Origin of the sequence: Sulfuriferula multivorans (assembly GCF_003851125.1) — a bacterium.
GTDB classification, from domain to species: Bacteria; Pseudomonadota; Gammaproteobacteria; order Burkholderiales; family Sulfuriferulaceae; genus Sulfuriferula; species Sulfuriferula multivorans.
In genome coordinates, this window is the sequence record NZ_BGOW01000046.1 from 23239 (window position 1) to 47417 (window position 24179).

Annotated in this window: 20 protein-coding genes, 1 tRNA gene and 1 pseudogene; 6 read left to right on the plus strand and 16 right to left on the minus strand. The window is 54.8% G+C overall.

Annotated features, from left to right (window positions below):
* Positions 1 to 118 precede the first annotated feature (118 nt).
* Complete coding sequence (locus tag EI185_RS16705) at positions 119 to 565, plus strand: Fur family transcriptional regulator (RefSeq protein ID WP_124706291.1); 447 nt, start codon at positions 119 to 121, stop codon at positions 563 to 565.
* Here the strand turns inward: EI185_RS16705 and EI185_RS16710 are convergent.
* The gene (locus EI185_RS16710; protein WP_124706292.1) at positions 557 to 3850 is read right to left on the minus strand and encodes a DEAD/DEAH box helicase; all 3294 of its coding nucleotides are present in this window, start codon (positions 3848 to 3850) and stop codon (positions 557 to 559) included. The two genes, EI185_RS16705 and EI185_RS16710, sit on opposite strands and share 9 nt — an antisense overlap.
* A gap of 135 nt (positions 3851 to 3985) precedes the next feature.
* Here EI185_RS16710 and EI185_RS16715 point away from each other — a divergent pair.
* Positions 3986 to 4061, plus strand: a tRNA-Thr gene (locus EI185_RS16715).
* Between the two features lie 319 nt (positions 4062 to 4380).
* Positions 4381 to 4596, plus strand: a pseudogene (locus tag EI185_RS16720) (IS3 family transposase); the annotation flags it as partial.
* A gap of 357 nt (positions 4597 to 4953) precedes the next feature.
* Here EI185_RS16720 and EI185_RS16725 read toward each other — a convergent pair.
* The 13 genes from EI185_RS16725 to EI185_RS16785 all read right to left on the minus strand — a co-directional run bounded on the left by EI185_RS16725 (position 4954) and on the right by EI185_RS16785 (position 15836).
* Positions 4954 to 5352 (minus strand): hypothetical protein, encoded by a 399-nt coding sequence (locus EI185_RS16725; protein ID WP_124706293.1) that lies wholly within the window; start codon positions 5350 to 5352, stop codon positions 4954 to 4956.
* A 411-nt stretch (positions 5353 to 5763) separates the two neighbouring features.
* Entirely contained in the window at positions 5764 to 6801 is a 1038-nt protein-coding gene (locus EI185_RS16730) for an IS630 family transposase (protein WP_124706294.1), read from the minus strand.
* A gap of 93 nt (positions 6802 to 6894) precedes the next feature.
* A complete protein-coding gene (locus EI185_RS16735; RefSeq protein WP_124706295.1) occupies positions 6895 to 8943 on the minus strand; it encodes a sodium-translocating pyrophosphatase in 2049 nt (682 codons plus the stop codon).
* A gap of 79 nt (positions 8944 to 9022) precedes the next feature.
* Positions 9023 to 9241: a hypothetical protein gene (locus EI185_RS16740; RefSeq protein WP_124706296.1), complete on the minus strand. Its 219-nt coding sequence runs from the start codon at positions 9239 to 9241 to the stop codon at positions 9023 to 9025.
* 33 nt (positions 9242 to 9274) lie between these two features.
* Positions 9275 to 10528: a 6-phosphofructokinase gene (locus EI185_RS16745; RefSeq protein WP_124706297.1), complete on the minus strand. Its 1254-nt coding sequence runs from the start codon at positions 10526 to 10528 to the stop codon at positions 9275 to 9277.
* 59 nt (positions 10529 to 10587) lie between these two features.
* Positions 10588 to 10962 carry a hypothetical protein gene (locus tag EI185_RS16750; RefSeq protein WP_124706298.1) on the minus strand — a complete coding sequence of 125 codons (375 nt, stop codon included), beginning with the start codon at positions 10960 to 10962 and terminating at the stop codon, positions 10588 to 10590.
* A gap of 6 nt (positions 10963 to 10968) precedes the next feature.
* Positions 10969 to 11622, minus strand: a complete 654-nt coding sequence (adk, locus tag EI185_RS16755) for an adenylate kinase (RefSeq protein ID WP_124706299.1) — start codon at positions 11620 to 11622, stop codon at positions 10969 to 10971.
* Between the two features lie 105 nt (positions 11623 to 11727).
* Entirely contained in the window at positions 11728 to 12483 is a 756-nt protein-coding gene (kdsB, locus tag EI185_RS16760) for a 3-deoxy-manno-octulosonate cytidylyltransferase (RefSeq protein WP_124706300.1), read from the minus strand.
* Positions 12483 to 12662 carry a Trm112 family protein gene (locus tag EI185_RS16765; protein ID WP_124706301.1) on the minus strand — a complete coding sequence of 60 codons (180 nt, stop codon included), beginning with the start codon at positions 12660 to 12662 and terminating at the stop codon, positions 12483 to 12485. The genes kdsB and EI185_RS16765 overlap by 1 nt, the downstream gene beginning before the upstream one ends.
* On the minus strand, positions 12655 to 13659 hold the full coding sequence (gene lpxK / locus EI185_RS16770; protein ID WP_124706302.1) for a tetraacyldisaccharide 4'-kinase: 1005 nt from the start codon (positions 13657 to 13659) through the stop codon (positions 12655 to 12657). Before lpxK ends, EI185_RS16765 begins: the two co-directional genes overlap by 8 nt.
* Entirely contained in the window at positions 13653 to 14768 is a 1116-nt protein-coding gene (locus EI185_RS16775) for a glycosyltransferase N-terminal domain-containing protein (protein WP_124706303.1), read from the minus strand. Before EI185_RS16775 ends, lpxK begins: the two co-directional genes overlap by 7 nt.
* Positions 14769 to 14811: 43 nt before the next feature.
* Positions 14812 to 15234: an ExbD/TolR family protein gene (locus EI185_RS16780; protein ID WP_124706304.1), complete on the minus strand. Its 423-nt coding sequence runs from the start codon at positions 15232 to 15234 to the stop codon at positions 14812 to 14814.
* Positions 15231 to 15836: a MotA/TolQ/ExbB proton channel family protein gene (locus EI185_RS16785; protein ID WP_124706305.1), complete on the minus strand. Its 606-nt coding sequence runs from the start codon at positions 15834 to 15836 to the stop codon at positions 15231 to 15233. Before EI185_RS16785 ends, EI185_RS16780 begins: the two co-directional genes overlap by 4 nt.
* Positions 15837 to 16228: 392 nt before the next feature.
* Here EI185_RS16785 and xseA point away from each other — a divergent pair, with 392 nt between their 5' ends.
* Together xseA and EI185_RS16795 are read left to right on the plus strand one after the other, a co-directional pair.
* Positions 16229 to 17569: an exodeoxyribonuclease VII large subunit gene (gene xseA, locus EI185_RS16790; protein ID WP_124706306.1), complete on the plus strand. Its 1341-nt coding sequence runs from the start codon at positions 16229 to 16231 to the stop codon at positions 17567 to 17569.
* 399 nt (positions 17570 to 17968) lie between these two features.
* Positions 17969 to 21565 (plus strand): DUF1631 family protein, encoded by a 3597-nt coding sequence (locus EI185_RS16795; RefSeq protein WP_189836449.1) that lies wholly within the window; start codon positions 17969 to 17971, stop codon positions 21563 to 21565.
* Here EI185_RS16795 and miaA read toward each other — a convergent pair.
* Entirely contained in the window at positions 21562 to 22488 is a 927-nt protein-coding gene (gene miaA / locus EI185_RS16800) for a tRNA (adenosine(37)-N6)-dimethylallyltransferase MiaA (RefSeq protein WP_223247902.1), read from the minus strand. The two genes, EI185_RS16795 and miaA, sit on opposite strands and share 4 nt — an antisense overlap.
* 26 nt (positions 22489 to 22514) lie before the next feature.
* A complete protein-coding gene (locus EI185_RS16805; protein WP_124706309.1) occupies positions 22515 to 23495 on the minus strand; it encodes an integron integrase in 981 nt (326 codons plus the stop codon).
* 137 nt (positions 23496 to 23632) lie between these two features.
* Here EI185_RS16805 and EI185_RS16810 point away from each other — a divergent pair, with 137 nt between their 5' ends.
* On the plus strand, positions 23633 to 24010 hold the full coding sequence (locus EI185_RS16810; RefSeq protein WP_124706310.1) for a hypothetical protein: 378 nt from the start codon (positions 23633 to 23635) through the stop codon (positions 24008 to 24010).
* Positions 24011 to 24179: the final 169 nt, after the last annotated feature.

Here is a 24179-nt window from a genome sequence, read left to right on the forward strand (position 1 = left end):
AAAGGCCCTGAATTCAGCGCTATTTATGGCAAAACTCTGAATTAGACAGAGTCCAGATTTTGGATTAATATTGCAATATTCGCAAGCTGGATACAAAAGGCAAACAGAAGCTATGGACATGAAGATGCAACAATACAGTCGCGACAACATGGCGGAATTACTACGCAGCCATGACATCAATCCTACCCATCAGCGTATCGAGATTGCCTACGCGTTATTTTCACGCCAGCAACATTTGTCTGCCGATCAGATCATGGCCATTGTCAACGACCGCCATTCGGAAACTTCCAAGGCCACGGTATACAACACACTCAATCTGTTTCTGGAAAAGAAGCTGATCCGCGAAGTAATCGTGGATCCGAACAAGGTTTTCTACGATCCCAATACGCAATTGCATCATCATTTTTACAATGTAACCAGCGGCGAGCTGACCGACATTGATGCAGAGGGCGTCACGATTTGCGGACTACCGCAATTACCTGAGGGCGTGATCACAGAAGGTGTGGACATTATCGTGCGCATTCGTCCTGGCGCTACCGCTCAAGCCCAGGAGCAGCTAGCCTAACGGCTCAAACATCACCCGCAAATCCTCCGCCGTCAATGTTGTGGCGGCGTGCTCGCCATCTCCCAGAACACCCGCAACCATGCTGCGCTTACGCTCCTGCAGCGCAAGAATCTTCTCCTCCACCGTGCCCTCGGTATAAAGCTTGTACACAAACACCGGATTGAGCTGCCCGATACGATGTGCGCGACCGGTAGCCTGGTCTTCCACCGCCGGGTTCCACCACGGATCATAGTGAATCACGGTATCGGCAGTAGTCAGATTGAGGCCTGTGCCGCCCGCCTTGAGACTGATCAGGAACAGCGGCACTTCACCCGCCTGAAAGCGATTCACCGGCGTCTCGCGGTCACGCGTTTGCCCGGTCAGTTTGACGAAATCGATTTCGCGTTCATCCAGCTCCTGCTCGATCAGGGTCAACATGCTGGTGAATTGAGAAAACAGCAGAATGCGACGGCCTTCCGCAAGCATCTCCGGCAACAACGCCATGAGCAATTCCAGCTTGGCGGACTCCTTCACCTTGCGCGCCGCGGGAATCGCCAGCAGACGTGGGTCGCAACATACCTGACGCAGTTTCAGCAACGCATCGAGTATCACGATCTGGCTCTTTTTGAAGCCCTGCTCGGCTATCGCGTTGCGTACTTTGTCCTGCATGGTCGCGCGTATGGTTTCATACAGATCCCGCTGGGCACCGCTGAGCTCGCAGGTACGCGGAATGTCGGTCTTGGCGGGCAGGTCCTGCGCCACTTCGGCTTTTGTGCGACGCAGCAAAAATGGCGCAACCCGTCGCGCCAAAGCATCGCGGCACAGGGTGTCGTGATATTTTTCGATCGGGTTACGGAATACACGCTTGAACTGCGCCTCGCTGCCCAATAATCCCGGTACCAGAAAGTGAAACAACGACCACAGTTCGCCCAGATGGTTTTCCATCGGCGTGCCGGTAAGCGCCAGGCGATGGCGTGCCACCAGCTTGTGCACCACCTGGGTGGCCTGGGCTTTAGGATTTTTGATGAAATGCGCTTCATCCAGTATCAGCAAGTGAAACTGGCATTCGGCCAATGCGGCACTATCGCGCGGTAACAGGGCGTACGTGGTCAGCACCAAATCATAATCGTTGATATTGTCAAAATGCGCCGCTCGATCCGGCCCATGCAAGACCAGCACGCGCAAACCCGGGGTAAATCGGTTCGCCTCGCGACGCCAGTTGAACATCAGACTGGTGGGCGCAACGACCAGGCTGGGACGATCCGCCCGGCCCGCTTCTTTTTCAGCCAGAACGTGGGCCAAGGCTTGCAGGGTTTTACCCAACCCCATGTCATCGCCAAGCACGCCGCCCAGTTGATATTCGCGCAGGAATTGCAGCCAATTGAGTCCGTCCTGTTGATAAGGACGCAACTCGGCATGCAAGCCGACGGGCGGCGCCACCGGCATTACACCGGAAAATTCACGGAGCTTGCGACCCAGCTCCAGCAACTTGTCACCACTGAGCCAGCGGAGCCGCGCTGCCGAATCGATATCGGCCAGACGCGCGGCGTGTACCGCGTTCATCTCCAGGCGCCCGGCGCCATCCAGCGCATCCCCATCAAACAGCTCCACCAGCACCGACAGCAGGCCGCGCACGCGCTCGGCAGGCAAGGCAATTTTTTTGCCGGAGGGCAACGCCGCCAGATAATGCCCGGTTACCGGCGCCTCACCCCGCAGCAGCGCTGCATGTGCCTCGTCGCTTAAATCGCGGACCAGCCCGGCCAGAATCGGCAGCAGACTGATGCGCTCGCCCGCCACAGTGATGCCCAGCTCCAGGCCAAACCAGTCGGTACCGGAAGTTTCTTCCAGATCGGCATCCCATTCATCTTCCGCCTCGGCAATATCCCAACGGAATTCCGGTGTACTCTCAATGCGCCAGCCAGCCTCAACCAGTTCCGGCAAGTGCTGCATGGCGAAATCCGCCCAGCTATCTTCGTCTTCTAAAGTAAACGCATCGCCAAGCTTGCTCGCACCCGGCAAATCAAGACGCTTGGCAGGAAAGAAATCCAAAGCCTCGAGCCGTTGCAGTGCAGCGCGCTCAGTCGCCTGATGCCGCTGCATGGCGAGCAACTCTTCGCCTACACGGCGATTCACACTGTCGCCTGCAGTATGAATATTGACGCGAGTCCCCTGGTAATCGAACTCCAGTCGCGCCAGATCCACATGTACCGTCTGTCCTGGGCGCTGCCATCCATAATGCACAAGAGGCGGCCCATCCATTTGCTGACTGGTGAGCCTGAGTACCGGTGTCGGGATCACACTGTCGATATGGCGGGTCTGCAAACGCGCCGGCGCCGGCAAGGCAGCAGGAATCTGCGCCAGACGCTGGGCGACGGCTTCCATTGCCTGCACGGGCACAGAGGGCGCGCTGGCAATGGTTTCGGCGACCGCATCAACCAGCCCGGATTCCAGTTCGCCACATTCGTAAGTGGCTGTATCCAGCCACCAAGGAGGCGCCAGCGCCAGTACCTGGGCTGGAGGTTGCGGCTGCAACGTCAAACGCTGGTCACCATCCGTTGCATCTACCCAAACCACTGTGGCCGGACGTACACCCTGATAGCGCAGCGGCGACGTTTCTGCAGATTGCCAGAATGCGCGCCCGGTCGATAGCAACTGGCGTAACGCGAGGGCACCGCGATGACCGCTCAGATAAAAACTCGGATCGATATCCATTCCACGTTCCAGCGTACGCAGCAATTCAACCGCATCCCAGTCGACTGGCGAAACAAATTGCGGCGGATTGGGGTTGTATAAAGACTTGAAGCCCGACCATGGCTTAGCCGAGCCATAGCCGCCCTTCTGCAGCAAGCGCGCCTTCATCAGACGCACCACCAGACGCCCATCAACCAATGGCTCAATCACATACAGCAAACGATCCTGCACTTCCGGAGAAAATTGCCCCTCCGGACTGGCAGCCTGTGCCGCCATCCCGAGTCGCTGCAACCAGTTGTCCAAACCTGGCGGGACGCCTTCCACCGATTGCCCCCCCTCTCCCAATGCCGCAATCAGCACTGCCGCGACGTGTTTGCAGTTGTACCCTACCGGGCATCCGCAGTGTCCTACCGGATACCAGCCTTTCGGGCTGTGATTCACACGGATAGTCACCGGATAAGGCTGCGTGCGCGAACCTTGCACACGCGCTGACATGTAACGCTTGTCCTCACTGCACTCCATGTCCAGCACGCGTTCCCGCCAGACCAGTTCGCGCCCGCGGGCCAGCCACGTCTCGGAAAAATGGTCGCGCAAATCGTGTTCGGATAGCGTCATGGATTTATCTATGGGCGAAAGGCGCGATTATCCCCCGTCTTGCCTATATAGTTCAACCATGGAATCGATTCTGAAGGATTTCCCTCCAAACAAGATTGCCGTATACCCGGCCATTCTCTATAATCCACGCCTTGTGCCGATGTAGCTCAGTTGGTAGAGCAGCGCATTCGTAATGCGAAGGTCACCAGTTCGATTCCGGTCATCGGCACCATCAGCAATTCCAAAGAAGTCCGACAAAGGCCGTAAACCAAAATAAATGCAAGGTTTACGGCCTTTTTCACGTCCAGAGCTGTCAGGACTGGATTTAACATGCAGGCCTACCCCTTCACTGACGGAATACAGCACTTCGGTTTCCTGGATTTACCAGTCCATCCATGCCGCTTTTTTGCCAAACTTGGATAAGTTGGTTTTGGGGAAGGCGATGGCCGGGACCATTCCAGGGTGTTGTGTGGGGAAATGGATTAGACTGGGCTGATGCGCAGACTGTTATGACCCGTTAGGCAGCACCAGTAAATCGTTGTAGCCAGGTGATGATTCGGCGCAGTAACTGTCACAACAATGCGGTAGCAGAGAGCTTCTTTCAATTGTTCAAGCGCAAGACCTATGCTGATTGGGAGGAAGCCCGGCAGGATGTTTTCCATTACATCGAGATGTTTACAACCCAAAACGCCGGCATAGTTTCAATAATGGGCCATCACCGGTAGATTTACGAACGTCAGTATTTCGAGCAGCTCAAAAGTGTCTAGTGAAGCCGGTACGATTCAGTGTGTGGCGGAAACGACAGCTTAAGGTCGGACCATCAATGGTCAACAAACTCGACATTCTCTGTGACCTGAAGCATCCCAAAAGTCCTGGCCTGCTCCTTATCGTGCATCAAAGCCACCTGCACGTTGATTTATTTCCTCTTAATGCAAAGAGGAAATCACAAATCGCCTACAGGCCTTTTTTAAGTCCTTCTACGGGAATTTAGAGCCCTCGATTTTCCGAAATTCGTGGGTTGCTGCCAAGATTATTTGTAGGTGATTCTTGCTTGCTGTCCCCAGTTCCGGGCCATGTAACAGTGCTGTAACACCCAGATTCACACGCTGTGTTAAGCGCTTCTGCTAGATCATTGCGGGGTGAGACCGCCGATTCATACCTCCGCCCAGCCGGCGATCCAGATCCGTCCAGCGACGACGTTCTATCCCTTGCCGCAAGTGAATTGCTTCCCTTTTTCTGCGTTCACTCGTCCTGCGTCGTTCGGACACATTTCGATGGTCGAGGTAGAGAAGGTGATTGATGCGAACAAACCGCACTTTCGAATCCAGCATCCGGGTAATGAAGAAGATCAAATCACGTTCGCGGTAATATGGGGTTTTACCTAACAATATGAACGGAATCACGGGGTCGCGCTGACGATCATGTGCGAGCCAATCCACAGCGGATTTATTGGGCGTGTAAGGTTGTAGTAAAGCAGCAGCCTCCTGCTCAGTCAAAATGGTATGGCTGGATGCGTCATCCATGATTCTGTTTCCCAAGTAAATATATTGTTCTGCATTATAGTAAACGAAGACCGCAACTTGGATGTTTTCGCTGGAAGGTGTGGATCTCCCTCTATGAGCGAGCCGGAGTTTTCCTTTTATGGGAAATGCGAACGGCTGGAATGGGAACAGACTACCCCGACTGGCAGTAGCGAAAGTGTCTATTAAAGCGAGGTTGATTCAAAGCACCGTGATACGCAATTCGTTTCATCATTGTTATCGTTATGTATATTCCCCCCGAATACGTTACCTTTACTTGTAAAAAAGGCTCACTTGGTTACCAAGTGAGCCTTTTTTGGCCAAATATTACGCTTTAATTACCCCATATAGCTCGCATCTGGCCTTCTTGGTTTCATTATGCTTATTGATCCGGCCAGTTGAAGTTTGAAGTTTTCATGCTGCATATTTCACGCGCGCATCCTGGAAATATTTTTTGACGCGTTCAGGTGAATTCTCCAGTGTCTGCATGTGCTCGGTTGTCGCGGCTTTCAGCCTGGCTTTAGTACGCATCGGAACCTTCGAATAAATAGCCTGTTTCAAGTCAGCGTTAAGCCGCTCTTCCGGGTTCAATTCCGGGCTGTAGCTGGGCAGGTAAAACAACTCGATCTGGTCTTTATGCGTCTCCACCCATTGCTTGACTGGCTTGCTGTGATGCACCCGCAGGTTATCCAGAATCAGGAACACTTTCTTCGCTGCGTCCTGGACCAGCGCTGCCAAAAACTCGATCAGCCTGTCCGAGTTGAACGCCTCATCAATGATCATCCAGCGCGTCTTGCCCTGATTGGTAACGGTGGCGATCATCGACAGTTTCTGGCGCGTGCCGCCCACTGCAAAGGTCACCGGTGTTTTACCCGCCGGTGCGTAACACCGGCCACGCACATCGGTGTTCACGACCGCTGTCTCGTCGCCCCAGTGTATCTCGGCCCCTTCGGACTTGGCGCGTTTCTCTATCTCTGGGTATTGCTGGTCTAGCCACTCCTGCACGGCCTCGGGCCGTTGCTCATAGGCTTTCTTGATCGGCTTTTGCGGGGTAAACCCCCAGCGTCTGAGGTAGTTGCCAACACCGCGCACCGACAACGTGATTGCGCATTCGCGCTCAATCAGCTGCATGACGGCTGCCCGGTTCCATAGCGCAAATTCCATCTTCAGTTGCTCCGGTCGCTTGTCGCAGATGATTTGCCGAACCCGGCGCTCTTGTTCATCAGTCAGGCGGCGACCTTCGCCAGCTTGTCTGCCGCGTGGTGTGGGCTTGAGCGTTTCCGATCCGCCCTGTGCGTAGCGGTCAATCGCGCTACGCACGGTCGGGTAGGAGAGACCACTCAACTCGACAATACGCATCACACCCATTCCTTTGCGATGCAATCGCACGACCTGCTTACGCCGTTCGTGCAGTTGCTCCAATGTTTGAAATCTTGCGTCTTCTTTATCCATGCGGGTGGGACTGAAATATATGCCCTAAGTTCAATCTTCATCGTGCCGAGTCAATAGACTTACTGCCGCAGCACAATCAACACCCGGGCGTTGTTAATGCAGCAGCGGCACAATCAGCAACGCAACAATGTTGATGATCTTGATCAGCGGGTTGATGGCCGGCCCTGCCGTGTCCTTGTAAGGGTCACCCACGGTATCACCGGTCACCGCGGCCTTGTGGGCTTCTGATCCCTTGCCGCCAAAATTACCTTCTTCGATATATTTCTTGGCATTATCCCAGGCGCCGCCGCCGGTGGTCATCGAAATGGCTACGAATATACCGGTGACGATGGAGCCCATCAGCACACCGCCCAGCGCCTTGGTGCCGGCACCCGGGCCCATCAATGCCGTCATGCCCAGCGCCACCACGATAGGCACCAGCACCGGCAGCAGCGATGGGATCATCATTTCCTTGATCGCGGCACGGGTGAGCATATCCACAGCTCTGGAATAATCCGGCTTGGCGGTACCCGCCATGATGCCGGGGATTTCCTTGAACTGGCGCCGCACTTCCACCACTACACTGCCGGCTGCACGACCCACCGCCTCCATACCCATGGCGCCGAACAGGTACGGCACCATGCCGCCTATGAACAAGCCGATAATCACTGCGGGGTCAGACAAGGAAAAGTCCACCAGTTTGCCGGCGTGTTGCAAGGTATGAGTGTAGTCGGCAAACAGCACCAGCGCTGCCAGACCGGCTGAACCAATTGCATAGCCTTTGGTAACCGCTTTGGTGGTGTTGCCCACGGCATCCAGCGGATCGGTGATCGCGCGCACGCTGTCAGGCAAATCAGCCATTTCCGCGATACCGCCTGCATTATCAGTAACAGGGCCATAAGCATCCAGCGCCACGATGATGCCGGTCATGGACAGCATGCCGGTAGCCGCAATGGCGATCCCATATAAACCCGCCAGTTGATAGGATACGAGAATGGCCACGCACACGGCCAGGACGGGTGCAGCGGTAGAGCGCATCGACACGCCCAGCCCGGCGATCACGTTGGTACCGTGACCCGTTGTGGAAGCCTGAGCGATATGGCGTACCGGCGCATATTCAGTAGCAGTGTAGTACTCGGTAATCAGCACCATCGCCGCCGTCAACCCGAGCCCGACCAGGCCGCACAGATACAGACTCATCACGCTGTAGCTGCCATTATCGGCCATCAGCCATTGCGTGACCGGGTAGAACGCCACGGCCGCCAGCACACCCGACACGATCAGGCCGCGATAGAGGGCGTTCATGATTTTTCCGCCTTCCCGTGCATTGACGAAAAACGTGCCGATCACTGAGGCGACGATGGATACGCCGCCCAATACCAGCGGATAAATCATCGCGCCGGTTCCCGCGGTATGCAGCATCAAGCCACCCAGCAACATGGTGGCAATGATGGTCACGGCGTAGGTCTCGAACAGGTCGGCTGCCATCCCGGCGCAGTCGCCCACGTTGTCGCCCACGTTGTCAGCGATGACCGCCGGGTTGCGCGGGTCATCTTCGGGAATACCTGCTTCCACCTTGCCGACCAGATCAGCGCCCACATCCGCACCTTTGGTGAAAATGCCGCCACCCAGCCGCGCAAAAATGGAAATCAGCGAGCCGCCAAAACCCAGACCGATCAGCGGCGAAATGTTGACCACCTCACCAGCCGGTGTAATCGCCGTCAGTAAAGCATAAAAACCCGCCACACCCAACAAACCCAGACCCACAACCAGCATGCCGGTAATCGCCCCGCTACGGAATGCCACTTTCAATGCCGGATTCAGTCCTTCACGCGCGGCCTCGGCGGTACGCACGTTGGCGCGCACCGAGATATTCATGCCGATGTAGCCTGCCGCGGCGGAAAGTATCGCGCCCAGCGCGAAACCAGCCGCGGTGAGTTTTCCGAGGAAGATAAAAATGAGCACGAACAACACCACACCCACCATGCCTATGGTGCGGTACTGACGATTGAGATAGGCTTGTGCACCTTCCTGAATCGCCGCCGCAATTTCCCGCATGCGCTCGTTCCCGGTGGGTTTGGCCAGCACCCATTTAATGGAAACCAAGCCATAGATTATGGCAAAAACAGCGCAAGCGAGCGCCAATACTAGACCATCCGACATACTTCATCCCTCCTTGGACTACTTGTGCAAATCGGAGCCTGTTCCGGCCGGCTCATTGCCCTGCGACTTTTTATTTTTTTCAGTACGGCTTGCCGATGGCAAGACCACCCTCAAAACGCATACCCGGCTCAAAGCCGAAAATATCGGTGAGATTCAACTCCTGTATTAATTGGTCGACCGCCTCCTGACCATGCTCGCGCTGCACTTCCGAGAGGATAAGCTTGGCGGAATTGCCGTTATAAAAGCCGCCAAAATCGGCTTGGACAGCAAGCAACTGGCGCGCGCGGTCTAGGGTCATCGTGGATTTTTTTGGTTTAGAGTTGTGCGCGCATCAAATTGAAAACGGCTTCAATTTTTTCGCCACTGCCACATTCTTCAATGTCACATATTGCGGCAAGCCGTTTTCATATTTTGGATAGTCCTCGCCCTGAATCAGCGGCGCCAGGTAACGACGGCATTTTTCGGTAATGCCATAGCCATCCTTGCTGATGAAGTCGCGCGGCATGAATTTCTCGACGTTGGCGACCTTGGACAAGGGTGCCATGCCGATCTTGTATTTGTAGGGCGAATCGGAGATGCGATCCACCGTCGGCATCACCGAATTGTGCCCCTTGATGGCCAGCTCAACGGCCTTTTTACCCAACTCGTAAGCCTGTTTCACATCAGTCTTGGAGGCGATGTGCCGCGCCGAACGTTGCAGGTAATCCGCCACCGCCCAGTGGAACTTGTAACCGTGCGCTTCCTTGATCATATTGGCCACTACCGGTGCAGCGCCACCCAGTTGGGCATGACCGAAAGCATCGCGGGTTCCTTGTTCGGCAAGGAACTTGCCATCTGGATAGTGGCAACCCTCGGACACCACAATCGTGCAATAGCCGAACTCCTCGACTTTTTTCTTCACCGCAGCGAGAAATTTTTTCTGATCGAATTCGATTTCCGGGAACAGGATGACCACCGGGATACCCTGCTCAGCCACCAAGCCGCCCGCTGCCGCAATCCAGCCGGCGTGGCGGCCCATCACCTCGATCACGAATACCTTGGTCGACGTCTTGGCCATGGAACGCACGTCATACGAAGCTTCCAGCGTAGACACGGCAATGTACTTGGCTACCGAGCCGAATCCGGGGCAGCAGTCGGTAATAGGCAGGTCGTTGTCCACGGTCTTGGGCACGTGGATGGCCTGGATCGGGTAGCCCATGGCTTCTGACAATTGCGAGACCTTGAAGCAGGTGTCGGCGGAATCTCCGCCGCCATTGTAGAAAAAATAACCGATGTTATGCGCCTTGAACACTTCGATCAGGCGTTCGTATTCGCGCTTGTTGGCTTCCAGGCTTTTCAGCTTGAAACGGCATGAACCGAACGCACCAGAAGGGGTGGAGCGCAACGCGGCAATGGCCGCATCGGTTTCCTTGCTGGTATCGATCAGGTCTTCGGTCAACGCTCCGATAATGCCGTTGCGGCCTGCATAGACCTTGCCGATCTTGTCCTTGTGCTTGCGTGCGGTTTGAATCACCCCGCAAGCCGATGCATTGATAACTGCGGTGACGCCGCCGGATTGTGCGTAGAAGGCATTTTTTTTCGCCATTTATGTTTTCTCCATGCTAAATAAAAAACGCCAGCGGATTGCTCTGCTGGCGTATGGTTTTAACTGATGTCTTTACCGGTTTTTCCTGAAGTCACTCCGGCCTGTTCTTTTTCGTGGTCGGCCTGCACTCTCAGCAATACCAGCACACAATCGCCGAGGTCATCGTATTCCTCGCGCCCGGTGCCGAACATTTGATGCACCCGGTAAAAAAACATGCTGCGGAAGCGTCCTTCGCCCACCTTGGCGATCACGAAACTGCAATCACGCTGTTTCCAGAACAGGCATGGGCAGGTGGTCAGTTCGCGGTCTTCCGGATACATGCGCAGTTCGGTGTCAGCGACATCCACTGGCACATCGTGCCCGTAGCGTTCCTTGACCGCACTCTCCACAATGCTGCGTTCGGTATCGCTGAAATCCGCGATAGTGTTTCCCATGAAGGTTTAACCCAATGCCTGGAAAATGGAATCGCGAATCCCTTCCACTTTGCCGGTACCTGTCACCTTCACGTATTTCGGCGCCCCCGCCGCACCACTTGCCGCCCATTTTGAATAGTAGGCCACCAGTGGCTCGGTCTGTGCGTGATACACATCGAGGCGTTTTTTAACGGTTTCTTCGGTGTCATCGTCGCGCTGGATCAGGTCTTCGCCGGTGGCATCATCCTTGCCGGCGACTTTGGGCGGATTGAATACCACATGATAAGTGCGCCCCGAAGCCGGATGGACGCGGCGGCCCGACATGCGCTTGACGATTTCTTCATCCGGCACATCGATTTCGACCACGTAATCTATCGGTACCCCAGCGGCCTTCATTGCTTCAGCCTGCGGGATGGTGCGCGGAAACCCGTCAAACAGAAAACCCTTGGCGCAATCAGCCTGTTTGATACGATCTTTCACCAGACCGATGATGATATCGTCTGAAACCAGCTGGCCGGCATCCATCACGGCTTTGGCAGCTTTGCCCATCTCGGTGCCGGCGGCAATCGCGGCGCGCAACATGTCGCCCGTGGAAATCTGCGGGATGCCGTAGCGTTCCTTGATGTAATTGGCTTGTGTACCTTTGCCCGCACCGGGGCCGCCCAACAGGATCAGTCTCATCTCTTCTCTCACTCCATGATTTATTTGCTATGACAGCCCAAGAGGGTATTGGATTTAGGGCCGATTTGAACAGTCAATTTTTTTTATTCAAACATAAAACCAGTTTCAAACCCATAGCTGGCGCACCATTGCGAGATCTTCAGCGGTATCTACGCCGGGCTGCGCAGGCAACTCGCTCACGGCCACACTGATTTTATGGCCGTGCCACAGCACGCGCAGCTGCTCCAGCGATTCAAAACGTTCGATGGGTGCCGGCGTGAGCCCGGCGTATTGTCGAAGAAAACCTGCCCGATAGGCATACAGTCCGATATGGCGAAACACCGGCAGACCGTCCGGCAAGCTTTGTCCCGCCGCAAAAGCATCGCGCGGCCAGGGAATCGGCGCACGGCTGAAATACAGCGCGTAGCCTTCAGCGTCCATGACCAGCTTGACCACGTTGGGATTAGTCAATGTCGCGTAATCATGAATGGCATGGCAGGCGGTCGCCATCACTGCCTCCGGGTGCAATCGCAGCTCGCGCGCCACGGCATGAATCAGAGCGGGATCAATCAACGGCTCATCACCCTGTACGTTGACGACGATGGTGTCATCATCCAGGGACAGCATGTCCGTCACTTCCGCCAGGCGATCCGTGCCGGACGTATGATGGCTCGCGGTCAGCAAAGCCTGATAGCCGTGTTCCTTAACCGCTGTGATGATGCGCTCATCGTCTGCCGCCACCCATACCGCACTGGCGCCGCTCTGCGCTGCGCGTTCCGCCACACGCACCACCATCGGTTTGCCGGCGATATCAGCCAGCGGCTTGGCAGGCAAGCGCGTGGAAGCGTAACGTGCCGGGATGACGGCGATAAAATCGGACATCAGACTTCTTCGGTTTCTGCCAGCCTGCGCGCTTCGCCCTCCAGCATCACCGGAATATCGTCACGAATTGGGAAAGCCAGGCGGTCGGGTTTGCAGATCAGTTCCTGTTCGTTTTTTTTATAGACCAGTGGACCCTTGCACAGCGGGCAGACAAGAATATCCAGCAGTTTGCTATCCATGGCGTTTTCCTAGTTTGGTGAGCACGAGTCCGATCAGGTCGGGTTGTATGGACGCCTGTACCGGTAGCGCCCACATGTTTTGATGCGCGAATGCGCTACATTTTACCGCATCTTTACTGGTCATCAGTATCTGGCCAGGGTAAGCCAGATCGGCGGCCCGGTAGACATGATGGTCCGGGAAAATATGACACTGGGCGCTGATGCCCAAGCCAGCAATCTGGTCAAAAAAGCGCTGCGGATGGCCGATGCCGGCTACGGCATGAATTTCCTGCCCGGCCAATTCTGCAGCACTCACACTACGCGAAGGATCCGCGAGGTTTACAAAACTCGTGCCTTCCATGTGCATCGAATAAACGGGTAACAGCGCAGGCAAATTCAGCTGCGCCGTCTCGGGCTGGTTCACTACAATGGCATCCACGGCATCCAACCTGGCCACTGGTTCGCGCAGCGGGCCCACCGGCAGCAAGCGGCCATTGCCAAATCCGCGCGCCCCGTCCACCACGGCGATTTCCATATCGCGCGCCAGACGGTAATGCTGCAAGCCGTCGTCGGAAATCAGCACATTCACTTGAGGATGGGCAAGCAGCAAGGCGCGTCCTGCGGCATGACGGTCACGCCCCACCCATACAGGACATTTGAGCAACTTCGCCAGCAACACGGGTTCATCGCCCACGTGCGCCGCATCGCTGTGTATGCCGACCTGCTGCGGAATGTGGGTACTGCCTCCATAGCCGCGACTGATCACACCAGGATGCCAGCCACGTGCTGCCAATTCCTGCGCCAGCCAGGCGACCAGCGGAGTTTTGCCGGTGCCCCCGGCGTTGATATTGCCGATCACGATGACGGGCACCGGCAACTTCAGCGTGCGCAGCATGCCGCGCCGATATAACCGCCTGCGCAGAGCAGCCGCCAGACCAAATACCCAGCTCAACGGAATCAACAATGCATGCCAGAGTGTAGTGCCCTGCCACTGCCGCGTGATCCAGGTACTCACCATTCAAATACCCGTTCCACCAGTTCGCGGCTCACCGATTCCGCCAGCCGCCGCTCCTGCCAGAACAGACGCCGCGCAGTGTCGGCTTGATTGCGAGCGGCAATCGGCGCATCCCGGTAGCTGAACCATAACGCGGCGATATCCGCCATCTCCGGCACGGCTTCTGCCAGCGCAGCTTTGGGCAAAGTCATGCCGGGCGAACGCGACAATGCCGCACCGCCCGCCATGGCCTGCCACAACACTGCCGCATCAAACCGCGCCAGATGAGCCGCCGTCACCGCTGCCGCAATCCCCGGCAACCACTTGTTGTCATCCACCCATAGCACGCTGCCGCCCGCAGGCGGTTCACGGTTCCATCTGCTCATCGCGATCACAGCCGCGTGCGGACGTTCACCGCTGACAAACAGGATATCCTGCGGCGCGTGCGCGAAGAGCGCCTGCGCCAGTTCATCCGCAGCGCCGGGGCTGGCGCCATGCAGCCACCATAAGTGGCGTTCAGCATTGCCATTAACCAGCGATTTGAAATTGGGATCGACCTGTGCCTCGGTCAGGATTGCATGCATGTCAGCGACGGGGGCCTGGTGGATCGCGGTAGCGGATTCATTGCTCGCATAGACACGCTCGCAAGCGAAATCGATTTGACCGGGAACATTCACCGCCAGCAAATGTGCCCGACCCGCCAGCGCCGCCAGCAAATTCGGCCGCTGCCGGGTATCTACCAACACCACGCCATACGGCTCGAAGCGCTCGAGTACCCGCGCGATTGCCTTGGGATGATCGCACGGCGCATACCCCCATCCCGTCTTGTCGCAATCATCCAGTAACGCCAGCAGTTCCGGGTATTCATGCTCGTAAGTCAGTACCAGGCGAATATCCAGCCGCCGCGCCCGGATGGCGCGCAGCAGTTCGACTGCCAAGCGCACGCTGTCGCGTTCCGCCCCGGCGATGATCCACACCACTTTGCCGCGTTCACCCATTGGCTTTAACCAGCCCCACCGGGCAGCAACGCGGTGCAACAATCCTGCCTTGCGGTCGCGCCGATCGGCCAGCCACAGGCCAAGGCGGTTGCTGCCAAAGGGGTCGGACCAGGAATTGGCTGCGGGATGATTCATCGGGAATCGGGAAACATCGGCTGGCGGTAGCCAGCCAGGAAAATTAACGGACTTGGCCCCGTTCGGTAGCAAAGGTGACGCGCACCAAGCCCGCTTCACGCGCGGCTTCCATCACGTTGATCACTGACTGATAGTTGGCTTTGGCGTCGGCATTTATAACAATCACCGGAGCAGTCGTACCGCTTGCCGCTTTTTTAAGGGCGTCGGATAAACTCGCCACATTGGCGAAATTCACTGTGGCATTATTGATCTGGTAATTTCCTGCGGCATCGACAGCCACATTGATTTGAGCCGGTTTTTCCTTGGCTGGCTCACCGGCTGCCTGGGGAAGATTGATTTGCAGTTCCGAGAATTTTGCGTAGGTGGTGGTCACCATCAGAAAAATCAGAATCACCAGCAACACATCGATCATCGGAATCAAATTGATTTCCGGTTCATCCCGATGTTGTCCGCGCTGGAAATTCATGCCCGCTCACCATGCACCATTTCCACCAGCTTGATGGCCTGCTGTTCCATCTCAACCACCAGGGCTTCTACGCGGGTGCGAAAAAAACGATAGAAAATCATGCTGGGGATGGCCACGATCAAGCCAAATGCAGTGTTGTATAGCGCAATTGAAATACCATGTGCCAGTACCGCCGGGTTTCCACCTGATGGCGTTTGCGCACCGAATATTTCCACCATGCCGATCACCGTGCCGAGCAGTCCCAGCAAAGGCGCAATCGAGGCAATCGTGCCCAGTGCGGTGAGAAAACGTTCAAGATCGTGAGCTGCTGCGCGTCCGGCTTCCTCGATGGACTCTTTCATGACCTCGCGCGGCGCTTTGGCATTGCGTAAACCCGCGCCAAAAATGCGCGCCAGGTGTGAACCCATGGACAAACGATCCAGCATTTCCGCAGTCACACCTTGCTTGCGGTATTCCTGGATGACACCTTCAAGCAGGCCACGGGGTGCAACTTCTTTATGGCGCAAAGAAATGAAACGCTCAATGATGATGGCAAGCGTCAGCACCGAGGCTAAAATCAGCGGCCAGATCGGCCAACCCGCTGCTTCAATTATGGCTAACACGCATGAACTCCCGGAATCGAAAACGTGCGTCACTTTAGCTCGGCAAGCCAGTTTGGGCAAGGGTCGTTACTGAACTATCGATATTGCCATTTCCAATTTGCGCTGCTTAGCGCATATTGCTCATAATGCAACTGCAAAGAGAAGGCTAACATGCCAGCTCGTAAGCATTTTTTCAAGTTGCCCACAAAACCTGTGGATAACTTTGTGGGTAACCTGTTCGGCACGCCCCTAAGTAACCAGCGGATAAAGAATTTTTATCCGTCGCTGTATTTTTAATCTAATAATTTTCTTTTAAAAACATAAAGTTACAAAAAACACCTATTGCATCAACCCACTATGCTCAAAGCCCATGTTAAATTCCTGTGACTGTGGAAGAACTTCTTGACAAAAACATGATCACCCCCCTGTTATCTCCTCTCACTCCACCGCTTAGTGTCAGCGCACTCAATCGCCTGGCACGCGAAATGCTGGAACAAACGCTTCCGCTAACCTGGGTCGCGGGCGAAATTTCCAACCTCACGCGGGCGACCTCGGGGCATTGGTATTTTTCGCTCAAAGACGCCAGCGCCCAGGTACGCTGCGTCATGTTTCGAGGGCGCAATCAATTTATTGACTGGCGGCCGGAAAATGGGATGCAGGTGGAAGTACGCGCTACGCCAACGCTATATGAAGCGCGCGGCGAATTTCAGCTACAGGTGGATACGCTGCGCCGCGCCGGACTGGGTGCGCTGTTCGAAGCATTCGAACAACTCAAGGGAAAATTGGAGCGGGAAGGCCTGTTTGAGTCAGCCCGCAAACGCAGTCTGCCCCGCTTTCCACAGTGCATTGGCATTGTCACCTCGCTCCAGGCGGCAGCATTGCGTGACGTGCTCACCACCCTCAAACGCCGCATGCCGGGTTTGCCGATAGTGCTATATCCCACACCCGTTCAGGGAGCGGATGCGGCACCGCAGATCGTGGCCGCATTGCAAAGCGCATATCGAAGAGCCGAATGTGATGTAGTGATTTTGTGCCGGGGTGGTGGCAGTATTGAGGACCTTTGGCCGTTTAACGAAGAAATGGTAGCGCGTACAATAGTCTCAAGCCCGATTCCCATCGTGTGCGGTATCGGCCACGAAACCGACTTCACTATCGCCGATTTCGCTGCCGACCTGCGCGCCCCAACTCCCACGGCGGCGGCAGAACTGGTCAGCCCAAATCGCACCGACCTGATCCACAAACTGGTGCTTCACCAGACCAGACTGCTGCGTCAGGCACGGCATCAGCTTGATACCCTCAGCCAACACCTCGACTACCTGGCACGTCGACTCATTCATCCGGGCCGTAGACTGGAAGCACGCCAAGCTGCCCTTGGCAATCTCAACCAGCGCCTGCATCAGGCGATGGCAACTGCACAGGAACGGCGCAACTGGCACCATCGCGCACTCGCCCGGCGACTGCAGCAGGCGCGCCCCAACTTCTCCACCTGGCAGGCTATACTGGCTACCCAGGCTGCCGGACTGATACGGGCCATGCACCAGCATCTCACCCATACCCGACAGAATACCGCTCGTCTTGTCAGCCACCTGTCTCACCTCAACCCGGAAGCAGTGCTCCAACGCGGTTACAGTATTGTGCTAAACGAGCATGGCGTTATTGTTCATGACAGCGATCAAATTCGCATTGAAGAATCCCTCAACATCCGATTGGCGAGTGGAAGTGCCCGGGTAAGAGTCACAGACAAATCCACATAACAAAATCAAGCTCAACGAGACAGGCCAAGATATTAGTGACTGCGAGCAAAAAAAACGTTAATTTACCCGAGAGCAACATACTGTCTGGTACCGATTACTTATATGAATCGATCTGCTGAAAGACGCCAATACAAACGGTTCTGGGTATTGCAACCCGCAACTCTTAAAAATAGCTGGGCTGGGCTATTCCAATGCGAGATCCATGACTTTTGCCCTAAAGGCATTCTCGTCTCATTAACGGGATCCAGTGCAAATCTCGCATCCATTGCCCAACTCCAGGATCAGGCAGTAACCATTGAATTTCGTCCGGATCCGGCAGGTGAGGATGTATATCGACTCGCAGGAAATGTCGTAAGGATTAACCAGAATTCGCTGGGAATCGCCGTAGAAAACTTCCCGATGAATGCGTTCCTTGACTTGACACGCATAGCCAAAGAAAGCGCGTCGGATAATGAATCGATTTCTACGAATGCCTTTCCGCAACACCAGCTGGATGCAGCAAAAATCTCATGCCACAAGCAATTTCATGCATTCATTAAAGAGGCGATCCAGAATTTTTATGAAACCGTGGATAACAAACTGACTATAACTTCCAGCAATATTTCTGATTTCACTGCGATCAAATTCATCCAAAGCCTCTATCCGCTGCTTTCTTCCCGACGCCCAGAAATCGAGCAGGCATTTCTGGGGGCGTCATATCTCCAGCAATTATTCGATCAACGCCCCACTTCACCGGATAAGCAGCAAAGCGAAAAATTATCGCTGGTCGATATTGACGACTTTGAGGACTGGCTAAATCTCTCCCAGGTAATCAATGAATTGGGTTTTGAGCACCAGTCTGCAATAGAAAATTTTCTAATCCGATTTAAGGTGCTGGTTTCAAAAGCCGCCACTGCACACGATAATCCATACGGCCCGTATTTCATCTTTCAAACTTTTCGCAAAGCCATATCAGATATCAAGCTGAGCAATCCAATCAGAGCAGTTCTGTACAAGGCTTTTTTTGAATCCTTGTCCCGTTCTTTTGAAGAATTTTATCAAGGTCTGAACGAAGCTGTCGCATTCGTGCCATCGATCAGAAATGCCAAAATCGCTGCCGCGCAAGACCGTGCAATGGCTCAGAAAACAAAAGATTTCGATACCGCCAAAAATCCGGGCCAGCAGGTCCACGAATCCGATCTGGAGAGTAAACCGGCATCCACCCGACACCCAGCGGGCGCGGCTTCAGACTCCGATAACGAGCAGCGTGAATACCAACTGGACAATCTGCTCCAGTATTTGAGCAATCCTAAAGCGGAGTTCAAAACACCGATCGACCATTCCGTTTTCGGCGGCCACCCGGGTTGGACAGACGCACTTGCCAACCGTGCGAACAGCCTGATACCAGCGATGAACAGCCTGTTCAATGCTGCCCACCACACACAGGAATATAACGCCGGATATGGCATGCAGCCTTCCTCGAGCGTCAACATCATTGAGGGTGGAGCCAATCTGAAACAGATCCTCGATGTGCTGGATAACGTCAGGCTTCGGCAGAGCAGCGGGGCCGAACAGAACGGTCATATTTCAATCAAGCGGCGACTGACTGCGGAGTTACCCCAACTTGATGACAGCGAGACCAGCAAGGATAAGCATTTCCAGGCCATTCGACTGTTTGACGCACTGGTCAGCAAACCCCTTGCGGACGATGTACTGGGTTCGGACATTCGTTCCATACTCAAAAAGCTCGAGGTGCCGCTGCTCAAGCTGGCTTTGCTGGATGAAAAATTTCTGGAATCGGATGCGCATCCAGCCCGCCATACGGTAAACCTGTTCGAGCGCTACTACGTGGCCGCCGATGATTTCGGGAAAATTTTCGATCCCAAGCTGCTCAAGCTCCTGCATCAATTGGCCAACCGCGTAGTAGACAATTACGAGATCAACCCCGCGGTCTTCGACGAAGTCAACGGAATATTGGCGAACCTGCTCAAACCCGTCGAAAATGTCCGGAAAAAAAATGCAAACCGGATTCAATTGATCAGTGAGGGCGGAGAAAAAATCTATCTGGTTCGGGATCAGGTTGAACAGGAAATTCGTTCATCCCTGGGCGGCAAAATGGTGCCGAAAATCATCCCGTTTTTACTCGATGCAGGTTGGCGCCATTATCTTCAATTGACCTCCCTGCGCAAGGGCCAAGACAGCACGGAACACCAGCGCGCCCTGACGCTCCTGGATGACTTGCTCGAATTGCTGGCTCCGGATGTGATCAACGCGGGAATCGACGCAAAAAAAATTCAAAACCTTGTCACCTATATCTCTGCAAAGCTGAAAGAAATACTGCACAACGAAGACGCCATTGAAGAAATCACGCAAAGCTTGTCAAAACAACTGCAAGGGAAACAGCCCATCGAATTTCAGTTCCATGGCTCGGATCACGTCAATACCACAAGCAAAAACAACCCAGGCGACGCTGAAATCCATCAGATACATATGGGGGACTGGCTGTCCTTCGAGCAGGAGGGCATCCAGGTACCTCACCAGCTGGTCTGGTCAAACATTTCGCAAACTCGATTCGTGTTTGCCAATCGCTCGGCAACCAAAAAACGTCATCTGGAGCAGCACGAACTGCATCAAGCTATCCAGAACGGTATGGCCATCAAAATACCTGCGCTCGATGCGCCATTCATGGAGCGCTCGGCACACAAGGTGATGCTCGATGCCTACGAACGGCTTTACCACCAGGCAACGCACGATCCCGAAACCGGCCTGTTAAATCGCAAAGGCCTGATCAATCAGATTGAGAAAATCATAGCTGCCGGTGTCGCAGACAATCAAAGCGATATTCTGTGCCTGATGATGTTCGACCAACTCAAGGCCATCTACCATAGTTGCGACCAGAACGAGGCTGAGGCATCGTTGCTGGCCATAGTGGAGTCTTTAAGCAAGGAGATTCAGCCCATCGACCTGTTTTCACGTTTGGGCGAAGATACCTTTGCAGTCCTGTTCAGAGGCCGCACCCTGGATAAAGCCAATTCCGCTGCCCAAAACATGGTCTCTCTGATCAAGGAACACCGCATCACATGTCAGGGAAAAAGCTTTGTATTAGGGGTAAGCGCAGGCATTGCCGAGCTTACTGCAGGTATGGATTCCCCATCCACGCTCATGCAAAATGCGGGCTCGGCTTGCGTGGCTGCCAAATCGATGGGTTCAAATACGGTTCAGCGTTATGAGAACAGCAACTTGCACATCCGGTCCGAGCAGGCACTTTTCGAGTGGGCCGGGATAATAGACAAGGCACTCAGCGAAGACCTGCTGTATTTGCGTTGTCAAAAAATTCGGCCGGTGCTTGCCGATAGCGGTGCTTTACCCCATTACGAAATTCTCCTTGGCCTGAACGACAGTTTGGGTATCCAGCCATTTGACCTCATTCGCGCCGCCGAACGCTGGAAACGCAGTCCCGATCTTGATCTCTGGGTACTGCGAAACAGCTTCCAATGGATACGGGAAAACGCCACACGGCTTGGCGCCCTGAACGGCTTCTCGATTAATCTCTCCGGACTGTCGCTGGTCAATGAAAACATCCTTGATTTTATCCAGGATGCGCTGGACAAAAACGACCTTCCGACTGAGAAAATAATATTCGAAGTAACTGAGAGCGCAGCCATAGAAAGACTGGATGCCGCTCAAACGTTTATAGACAAAATCAAGGCTTACGGCTGCCGTTTCTCACTGGATGACTTTGGCAGCGGCTATTCTTCCTTCGCCTATCTGAAGGGGCTCAAAGTGAATTACCTGAAAATTGACGGCGCATTTGTCCGCGATATGCTGAAGGATCCTGCTGACTATGCCATGGTCAAATCCATGCACGAAATCGGACACTCGCTTGGCCTGCTCACCATCGCAGAATATGTGGAAAACGACGCCATTCTCGCCAAGCTCAAAGAAATCGGCATCGATTACGCACAAGGTTACGGGATTGAAAAACCCATGCCCTTACACCAGCTGCTTCCCATTTAAGTGGATTGCCCCCGCTCGCGAGCCAGTTCAGCAGCCACCATCGACAATACCTTCTGGCCGGCCTCGGCCGCACCGGGTTCGATCTGGATGATGTCCTGCATCCCGCGTAGCCAGGTCAATTGACGCTTGGCCAGTTGCCGCGTGGCAAAAACGCCACGATCACGCATCTCGTCCCGACCATACCCACCTTCCAGATAATCCCACACCTGCCGGTAGCCGACACAACGCATGGATGGCATCGCCGCATCCAGTGGGTATTTCTCGCGCAAGGCGCGTACCTCGTCAATCAGTCCGGCGCCAAGCATGGCGTCAAAACGCTGTGCTATCCGTTCATGCAGCAACGCTCGGTCTGCCTGCACCAGTGCAATCGGCAACAGTTGATAGGGCAATGCGGCCGCGCGGCCGGCGCGCCAGTAATCCGACATCGGCCTGCCGGTCAGCCGTACCACTTCCAGCGCGCGCTGGATACGCTGCGTATCGGTCGGCTGCAAACGCGCTCCGGATTCAGGATCCAGCCGCGCCAGTTCGGCATGCAATGCCGGCCAACCCCGATCTGCAGCCTCGGCCTCGATGCCTGCGCGCAAGCCCGCATCCGCCTGCGGCAAATCCGTCAACCCCTCGCGCAGCGCCTTGAAATACAGCATGGTACCGCCCACCAGCAACGGTACCCGCCCGCGCGCGGTGATGTCCGCCATCAAGGTCAGCGCATCGTCGCAAAAGCGCGCCGCAGAATACACCCCGGTCGGGTCAATCAGATCGATCAAATGATGCGGCGCGGCAGCGAGCGTCGCCGTATCCGGCTTGGCCGTACCGATGTCCATATCGCGGTAAACCAGCGCTGAATCCACGCTGATGATCTCCACCGGCAACCGCTGCGCCAGTTCCACCGCCAGCCCGGTTTTTCCGGAAGCCGTCGGCCCCATCAGGAAAATTGCCGGCGGCAGTCCCGTCACAGCGCGTCCAGCGGGCTGGCCACACCGCGCCCGCCCTTGTTCAGCACATGGGTGTATATCATCGTGGTGGCCACATCCGAATGACCCAATAGCTCTTGCACGGTACGGATGTCATAGCCGCCTTCAAGCAAATGCGTAGCGAATGAATGGCGCAGCGTATGCGGCGTAGCAGGTTTAGTCAGGCCCGCATCGCGTACCGCCTGTTTGATCGCACGTTGCACGGATTGATCCTGCACATGATGGCGACGCACCTCGCCACTGCGCGGATCTGTTGAAAGCTTGCCCGCCGGGAAAACATATTGCCATGCCCACTCACGTTCAGCCGCCTGATATTTGCGCGCCAGCGCATTCGGCAAATACACAGCCCCGTAGCCTTGCTGCAAATCCGCTACATGCAGTTCGCGCACCCGGCTCAAATGCGTTTGTAAAGCTACAGTCAGCGAGATGGGCAACATCGTCACCCTGTCTTTAGCGCCTTTACCATCACGAATCAGAATTTCATGGCGCTTGAAATCCACATCCTTCACCCGTAACCGCAAACCCTCCATGATGCGCATCCCCGTGCCATAGAGCAGGCTGCCAATCAGCCAATGCGTCCCACTCAAACGGGTCAACACAGCCTGCACCTCGTCGCGCGTCAACACCACAGGCAAACGCCTGGAGGTCCGCGCCTTTTCCACCTTATCCAGCCACGGCAATTCCATATCCAACACTTCTTTGTAGAGGAACAGCAAAGCACTCTTGGCCTGATTTTGCGTACTGGCAGCCACATTTCCGTTCACGGCCAGATGCGTCAAAAACTGCTCTACCGCCGCCGCGCCCAAATCGCGCGGATGACGCTTGTCAAAATACAGTACAAAGCGTTTAATCCAATCCACGTAAGCCTGCTCAGTACGGATACTGTAATGCTTGAGGCGGATTTTTCCCCGCACTTGATCCAGCAATTTGGGCGCTGTTAACGGTGAAGAAATTTCCATAATTCGTAGGATAGGCTAAAACAATGCAACACAATGAAATTATTATAATTTTAATTTTTAAAATAAAAATAGGCAACTATTTGACGCAATATCTTGCGTCAAATAGGATGCCTACATTACGTTAGGGAGCTCGCCACGTGGACACATCCACTCTTGCAAATGAAATCGCTGCGAAGGTCATCGCTGACACTTCGTTTTGGGTTTCTGTTGTTGGGCTTGTTGGCGTTGTTGTGGGAGCAGTCATCACTGTTGGAGGAAACTTTGTTCTTCACTGGTTTCAAGACAAACCACGCCGGGAGCTTGACGAAAAAAGAAAAAAACTCTTGGACAAAATGCTTCGCGATTTACGATTCAAAGAGCATTGGCGCAAACTCACAACGCTGTCTCGCGTAGTCGGTGCAGATGAAGAAACAACAAAGCGACTGTTAATTGAACTCGGAGCCCGAGGCTCCGAAAAAGACGATGATTTATGGGGGTTGCTTGAGTACCACCCACTTGAGAAGCTCGACCAATAGCTCCCTAACATGGCGTTCCAGCGGACCGGCTGCAAGCGGCGCTGCGCGCCACTCGCAGCCGTCCGCTGAACTTCAACGTTAGCCCTTAAAATGCCACGCAAGCCTGCTCATCATTCATTTATTAAAGCCATTATTGAAGGCCAAGTTAAACGCGTTCGAAATATGTGTC

Bases quoted from the DNA above. Each gene is read 5' to 3' on its own strand.
- EI185_RS16705 (WP_124706291.1), top strand. From the start codon at position 119: ATGAAGATGCAACAATACAGTCGCGACAACATGGCGGAATTACTACGC.
- EI185_RS16710 (WP_124706292.1), bottom strand. From the start codon at position 3,850: ATGACGCTATCCGAACACGATTTGCGCGACCATTTTTCCGAGACGTGG.
- EI185_RS16725 (WP_124706293.1), bottom strand. From the start codon at position 5,352: ATGGATGACGCATCCAGCCATACCATTTTGACTGAGCAGGAGGCTGCT.
- EI185_RS16730 (WP_124706294.1), bottom strand. From the start codon at position 6,801: ATGGATAAAGAAGACGCAAGATTTCAAACATTGGAGCAACTGCACGAA.
- EI185_RS16735 (WP_124706295.1), bottom strand. From the start codon at position 8,943: ATGTCGGATGGTCTAGTATTGGCGCTCGCTTGCGCTGTTTTTGCCATA.
- EI185_RS16740 (WP_124706296.1), bottom strand. From the start codon at position 9,241: ATGACCCTAGACCGCGCGCGCCAGTTGCTTGCTGTCCAAGCCGATTTT.
- EI185_RS16745 (WP_124706297.1), bottom strand. From the start codon at position 10,528: ATGGCGAAAAAAAATGCCTTCTACGCACAATCCGGCGGCGTCACCGCA.
- EI185_RS16750 (WP_124706298.1), bottom strand. From the start codon at position 10,962: ATGGGAAACACTATCGCGGATTTCAGCGATACCGAACGCAGCATTGTG.
- adk (WP_124706299.1), bottom strand. From the start codon at position 11,622: ATGAGACTGATCCTGTTGGGCGGCCCCGGTGCGGGCAAAGGTACACAA.
- kdsB (WP_124706300.1), bottom strand. From the start codon at position 12,483: ATGTCCGATTTTATCGCCGTCATCCCGGCACGTTACGCTTCCACGCGC.
- EI185_RS16765 (WP_124706301.1), bottom strand. From the start codon at position 12,662: ATGGATAGCAAACTGCTGGATATTCTTGTCTGCCCGCTGTGCAAGGGT.
- lpxK (WP_124706302.1), bottom strand. From the start codon at position 13,659: ATGGTGAGTACCTGGATCACGCGGCAGTGGCAGGGCACTACACTCTGG.
- EI185_RS16775 (WP_124706303.1), bottom strand. From the start codon at position 14,768: ATGAATCATCCCGCAGCCAATTCCTGGTCCGACCCCTTTGGCAGCAAC.
- EI185_RS16780 (WP_124706304.1), bottom strand. From the start codon at position 15,234: ATGAATTTCCAGCGCGGACAACATCGGGATGAACCGGAAATCAATTTG.
- xseA (WP_124706306.1), top strand. From the start codon at position 16,229: ATGATCACCCCCCTGTTATCTCCTCTCACTCCACCGCTTAGTGTCAGC.
- EI185_RS16795 (WP_189836449.1), top strand. From the start codon at position 17,969: ATGAATGCGTTCCTTGACTTGACACGCATAGCCAAAGAAAGCGCGTCG.
- miaA (WP_223247902.1), bottom strand. From the start codon at position 22,488: ATGGGGCCGACGGCTTCCGGAAAAACCGGGCTGGCGGTGGAACTGGCG.
- EI185_RS16805 (WP_124706309.1), bottom strand. From the start codon at position 23,495: ATGGAAATTTCTTCACCGTTAACAGCGCCCAAATTGCTGGATCAAGTG.